This is a genomic window from Streptomyces sp. NPDC055103 (genome assembly GCF_053607625.1).
On sequence record NZ_JBSGTX010000012.1, the window covers coordinates 1 to 5,848 of the forward strand.

General features: G+C 73.5%; 4 protein-coding genes and 1 pseudogene. All 5 read left to right on the forward strand.

Features of this window, described 5'->3' with window-relative positions; genetic code table 11:
- The first annotated feature begins 242 nt into the window (after nucleotides 1-242).
- The 5 genes and pseudogenes from ACWFR1_RS10400 to ACWFR1_RS10420 all read left to right on the forward strand — a co-directional run bounded on the left by ACWFR1_RS10400 (nucleotide 243) and on the right by ACWFR1_RS10420 (nucleotide 5,685).
- Nucleotides 243-890 (forward strand): TetR/AcrR family transcriptional regulator, encoded by a 648-nt coding sequence (locus ACWFR1_RS10400; RefSeq protein WP_453548778.1) that lies wholly within the window; start codon nucleotides 243-245, stop codon nucleotides 888-890.
- 311 nt (nucleotides 891-1,201) lie between these two features.
- Complete coding sequence (gene hpnC, locus ACWFR1_RS10405) at nucleotides 1,202-2,113, forward strand: squalene synthase HpnC (protein ID WP_453548781.1); 912 nt, start codon at nucleotides 1,202-1,204, stop codon at nucleotides 2,111-2,113.
- A complete protein-coding gene (gene hpnD, locus ACWFR1_RS10410) occupies nucleotides 2,110-3,060 on the forward strand; it encodes a presqualene diphosphate synthase HpnD (RefSeq protein ID WP_453548784.1) in 951 nt (316 codons plus the stop codon). Before hpnC ends, hpnD begins: the two co-directional genes overlap by 4 nt.
- A gap of 67 nt (nucleotides 3,061-3,127) precedes the next feature.
- Nucleotides 3,128-4,588, forward strand: a pseudogene (gene hpnE / locus ACWFR1_RS10415) (hydroxysqualene dehydroxylase HpnE); the annotation flags it as partial.
- Nucleotides 4,585-5,685, forward strand: coding sequence for a polyprenyl synthetase family protein (locus tag ACWFR1_RS10420; RefSeq protein ID WP_453548787.1), 1,101 nt, complete (start codon nucleotides 4,585-4,587; stop codon nucleotides 5,683-5,685). The pseudogene hpnE and the gene ACWFR1_RS10420, both read left to right, overlap by 4 nt.
- The last annotated feature ends 163 nt before the right edge of the window (nucleotides 5,686-5,848 follow it).

Consider the following 5,848-nt stretch of genomic DNA (forward strand, 5'->3'; position numbering starts at 1 on the left):
ATCGGGACGACCCTCCGCCTTGCGATCGCACGCACCAGACGCCGCCCGGCCTGCCCTTCGGGCAGACGACGCTACTTTCGAAACACGCCCTAGCCCAGTACCGAGCTCAGCCGCTCTCGCGAGCTCTGCCGAGCGCGTCGACGAACCCCTGCCGGAGTCACCCGGTAGGGGTTCCTCCGTTTTCCGCGCGTCGCTCTGCCACCTGGAATGTTCATGCGGTCAACATCGGGCAGGATGATCCCATGGCAGCGATCTCGGGGGGAAAGACCTACCACCACGGCGATCTGCGCAACGCGCTGATCTGCGCCGCCGTCGACCTGGCCACCGAAGGCGGCCCCGAGCGGGTCGTCCTCCGCGAGGCCGCCCGCAGGGTCGGCGTCTCGCCCACCGCCGCCTACCGGCACTTCGACGGACGCGGCGAGCTGCTCCGTACCGTCAAGGTCCACGCCCAGCACCTGCTCGCCGACTCCATGGAGCGGGCCGCCGGCCGGGAGCCCGGCGCCGACGACTCCGCCCTGGCCGCCGAGCGCAGGCTCGTCGCCCTCTGCCGGGGGTACGTCGGCTTCGCCGTGGAGCAGCCCGGCCTCTACCGGGCCGCGTTCTGCGTCCCCCGCCCCGCCGGCGGTGACGACCCCGCCCCCGGCCGGCCGGCCCCCGAGTCCGAGATCCGCGCGTTCACCCTGCTCAGGGAGGGTCTTGAGGGCCTTGCCAAGGCCGGTGGCCCGCGGCCGGGCGTGCGCCCCTCAGCCGGCGCGGCGGCGTGGTCGGCCGTGCACGGACTGTCACTCCTCCTGCTCGACGGCCCGCTGCGGCGCCTCTCCGTGCAGCGCAGGAACGACGTCGTCGAATCCACCCTGGCCATGGTCGTCTCCGGCACGCGGGTTCTCTGACTCCTTCCGGATCGAACTCCCTTGCCGTGCAGGAGAGTTGACGACACGTACGGATGAAGTCCCCGATCCCCGCCACCCCGGAACGACGATCGCCGTCGTACAACGTAAGCTGGACCGGTCTGTTTCGAGGCAAGTAGGGCGATACCCCACGGCCATCGGGTCGCCGGGTGACGGCCCGGCGGGCAGGAGTAGGCGGCGTGTCCGAAATAGGATGGATTGGATCGGCAGTGTAGAACGGGAGTCGTGACGGCCATGACGCAGAATCTCCAGCTCCACGAGGGTGTCGCCGTCCCCTCGTCGGGCAGCGCCCAGTGACGGGTACCCGGCAGGTGCGCCCCGACGCCTCCTCGCGCACCACACTCGGCAAGGCCGCGGACGAGAACTTCCCCGTGGCCCCCTTCTTCCTGCCCCGCGCCTGGCGCGACGACCTCATGGCCGTCTACGGCTACGCCCGTCTCGTCGACGACATCGGCGACGGCGACCTGGCCCCCGGCGGCGCCGACGCCCGGCACCTCGGGCTCGCCCCCGCTGAGGCCGAGGACCGGCTTGCCCTCCTCGACGCCTTCGAGGCCGACCTCCGCCGCGTCTTCGACGGCACCCCGCGCCACCCCCTGCTGCGCGCGCTCCGGCCGACCGTCCTGCGGTGCGGCCTCACCCCCGAGCCCTTCCTCGGACTGATCGCCGCCAACCGCCAGGACCAGCTGGTACGCCGCTACGAGACGTACGACGACCTCCTCGCGTACTGCGAGCTCTCCGCCAACCCCGTCGGCCGCCTCGTCCTCGCCATCACCGGCACCGACACCCCCGAGCGGATCCGGCGCTCCGACGAGATCTGCACCGCTCTGCAGATCGTCGAGCACCTCCAGGACGTCGCCGAGGACCTCGGCAACGACCGGATCTACCTGCCCGCCGAGGACCTCAAGCGGTTCCACGTCACCGAGGACGACCTCGCCCGGCCCACCGCGGGCGCCTCCGTCCGCGCGCTGATCGCCTTCGAGGCCGAGCGGGCCCGCGAACTGCTGCACACGGGCATCCCGCTCGTCGGCAGCGTCCACGGCCGACTCCGCCTGCTCCTCGCCGGATTCACCGCCGGGGGCCTCGCGGCGCTCGACGCGGTCACAGCCGCCGGATTCGACGTCCTGCCCGGCCCGCCGAGGCCCACCAAGCCGAGCCTGATGCGCCAGGCCGGAGCGGTTCTGCTCCAGGCGCGGAGAGAGGGGTGAGCGCCACCGTGGAGGGACAGCTCCAGCCGTCGGCACCCGTACAGGCCGCCTACAGCTACTGCGAGGCGGTCACCGGTCAGCAGGCACGCAACTTCGCGTACGGGATCCGGCTGCTGCCGACCGAGAAGCGCCAGGCGATGTCCGCGCTGTACGCCTTCTCGCGGCGCGTCGACGACATCGGCGACGGCACGCTCCCGCCCGAGGCCAAGCGGGAGCGGCTCGAAGCCACCCGCGCGCTCCTCGACCGGGTCCGCTCCGGCGAGATCGACGAGGACGACACCGACCCGGTCGCGGTCGCCCTCGCCGACTCGGCCCGCCGCTTCCCGATCCCGCTCGGCGGTCTCGACGAGCTCATCGACGGCGTCCTCATGGACGTACGCGGCGCGACCTACGAGAGCTGGGACGACCTCAAGGTCTACTGCCGCTGCGTCGCCGGGGCGATCGGCCGGATCTCGCTCGGCGTCTTCGGCACGCAGCCCGGCGCCCAGGGCGCCGATCGCGCCCCCGAGTACGCCGACACCCTCGGCCTCGCGCTCCAACTCACCAACATCCTCAGGGACGTCCGTGAGGACGCCGGGAACGGGCGCACCTACCTGCCCGCCGACGACCTCGCCAAGTTCGGCTGCGGGGACGGCTTCGGGAGCGAGACCCCGCCTCCGGGCGCCGACTTCGCCGGGCTCGTCCACTTCGAAGTCCGGCGCGCCCGCGCCCTGTTCGCCGAGGGCTACCGGCTGCTGCCGATGCTCGACCGGCGCAGCGGCGCGTGCGTCGCGGCCATGGCGGGCATCTACCGGCGGCTGCTCGACCGCATCGAGCGCGACCCCGAGGCCGTCCTGCGCGGCCGGGTCTCGCTGCCGGGCCGGGAGAAGGCGTACGTCGCCGTGCGCGGCCTCTCCGGGCTCGACACCCGCACCATCGCCCGGCGTACCGTCAGGGGGCGTGCCTGATGGGCCCGTACGCTCCTGACGGCCGGGCAACCCGGAACGCCGCCACGGCGTCCCTGCCTGGGGTGCCCCTGCCCGGGGTGTTCCCGTCCCGGGCGCCCCTGCCGACCGCCCCGACCCGAACGGAGGCCGTGTGACGACCGACGGAACCGAGCGGAACCCGCAGCCCCACGCCGTCGTCGTCGGCGGCGGGCTCGCCGGGATCACGGCCGCGCTCCGGCTCGCCGACGCCGGCGTCCGCGTCACCCTGCTCGAAGGCCGGCCCCGCCTCGGCGGCCTCGCCTTCTCCTTCCGCCGCGGCGACCTCACCGTCGACAACGGCCAGCACGTGTACCTCCGCTGCTGCACCGCCTACCGCTGGTTCCTCGACCGGATCGACGGCGCCCGCCTCGCCCCCCTCCAGGACCGCCTCGACGTCCCCGTCCTCGACGTCGGGCACCCCCGCGGCCCCCGGCTCGGCCGGATCCGCCGCGACAACCTCCCCGTACCCCTGCACCTCGCGCGCAGCCTCGCGGCGTACCCGCACCTCTCGCTCGCCGAGCGTGCCTCCGTCGGGCGGGCCGCGCTCGCCCTGAAGAAGCTCGACCCCGCCGACCCCGCCCTCGACGGCATCGACTTCGCCACCTGGCTCGGCCGCCACGGACAGTCCCCGCGGACCGTCGAGGCCCTCTGGGACCTGGTCGGCATCCCCACCCTCAACGCCCCCGCCCCGCAGGCCTCCATGGGGCTCGCCGCGATGGTCTTCAAAACCGGGCTCCTCTCCGAGCCCGGCGCCGCCGACATCGGCTGGGCCCACGTCCCGCTCGGCGAACTCCACGACACCAGGCCCGCGAAGGAGCTCGACGCCCTCGGCGTCCGCACCCTGCTGCGCACCAAGGCCGAGCGGATCTCCCGTACCGACGACGGACGTTGGGCCGTCGAGGTGCCGGGGGAGACGCTCGACGCCGACACCGTCGTCCTCGCCGTACCGCAGCAGGAGACCCACGCCCTGCTGCCCGAGGGCGCCCTCGACGACCCCGACCGGCTCCTCGACATCACCACCGCGCCCATCCTCAACCTCCACGTCGTCTACGACCGCAAGGTGCTCAAGCGGCCCTTCTTCACGGCGCTGGGCTCCCCGGTGCAGTGGGTCTTCGACCGCACCGACTCCTCCGGACTGAAGGGCGGCGGCCAGTACCTCGCCGTCTCGCAGTCCGCCGCCCAGGACGAGATCGACGAACCCGTCGCCGCCCTGCGCGAGCGCTACCTCCCGGAGCTGGAGCGGCTGCTCCCCGCCGCCCGCGGCGCCGGGATCCGCGACTTCTTCGTCACCAGGGAGCGGACGGCGACGTTCGCCCCCTCCCCGGGCGTCGGCCGGCTCCGCCCCGGCGCCCGTACCCGGGTCCCCGGCCTGTACCTGGCCGGCTCCTGGACCGCCACCGGCTGGCCCGCGACCATGGAGGGCGCCGTCCGCAGCGGATTCAGCGCAGCGGGCGCGGCGCTCTCCACCCTCGGCCGCCGTCATGACCATCCGCTGCAGGAGGCGGCATGACTGTGAGTACCGGAACTAGAGGAGAGACCGTGCCGACTGTGCCGCCGGGTAATCCGGCCGTCGACACCGCGGACGTGTCCGCACTGCTGGAGCGGGGGCGGACCCTGTCCACCCCCGTAATGCGGGCGGCCGTCGACCGCCTCGCCGCGCCCATGGACACCGTGGCCGCCTACCACTTCGGCTGGATCGACGCCCGCGGCAACCCCGCCGACGGCGACGGGGGCAAGGCGATCCGCCCCGCGCTCGCCCTGCTCTCGGCCGAGGCCGCGGGCGCCGCGCCCGAGGTCGGCATCCCCGGCGCCGTCGCCGTGGAGCTCGTCCACAACTTCTCGCTGCTCCACGACGACCTCATGGACGGCGACGAGCAGCGCCGCCACCGCGACACCGTGTGGAAGGTGCACGGCCCCGCCCAGGCCATCCTCGTCGGTGACGCCCTCTTCGCCCTCGCCAACGAGCTGCTGCTGGAACTCGGCACCGTCGAGGCAGGCCGGGCCACCCGCCGGCTGACCACGGCCACCCGCAAGCTCATCGACGGGCAGGCCCAGGACATCTCGTACGAGCACCGCGAGCGGGTCACCGTCGAGGAGTGCCTGGAGATGGAGGGCAACAAGACGGGCGCCCTGCTCGCCTGCGCTGTCTCCATCGGTGCCGTCCTCGGCGGGGCCGACGACCGCACCGCCGACAAGCTGGAGGAGTACGGCTACCACCTGGGCCTGGCCTTCCAGGCCGTGGACGACCTGCTCGGCATCTGGGGCGACCCGGAGGCCACCGGCAAGCAGACCTGGAGCGACCTGCGGCAGCGCAAGAAGTCCCTGCCGGTCGTCGCCGCCCTCGCCGCCGGCGGCGACGCCTCCGAGCGGCTCGGGGAACTGCTCGCCGAGGACGCCAAGTCCAACGACTTCGACACCTTCTCCGAGGAGGAGTTCGCCTTCCGGGCCGCCCTCATCGAGGAGGCCGGAGGACGCGAGTGGACCTCCCAGGAGGCCCGCCGCCAGCACGCCGTCGCGATCGAGGCCCTGCACGAGGTGGACATGCCCGCCCGCGTGCGCGCGCAGCTCACCGCGCTGGCCGATTTCGTGGTCGTACGGAAGAGATGATCACCATCACCCTGATATGAGTTCGCGGTCGCCGGCCGGTGCCGTCCGGCGCCCGCCCACGGCAGACCCGGATAATCCGAAGTAAACCCCAGGCCCAAAGGGGAAGCCATGAAAGCGACGACCGCCGGGAACACCGGGGCCGGGGGCCCCCCGGCGGCCGCGG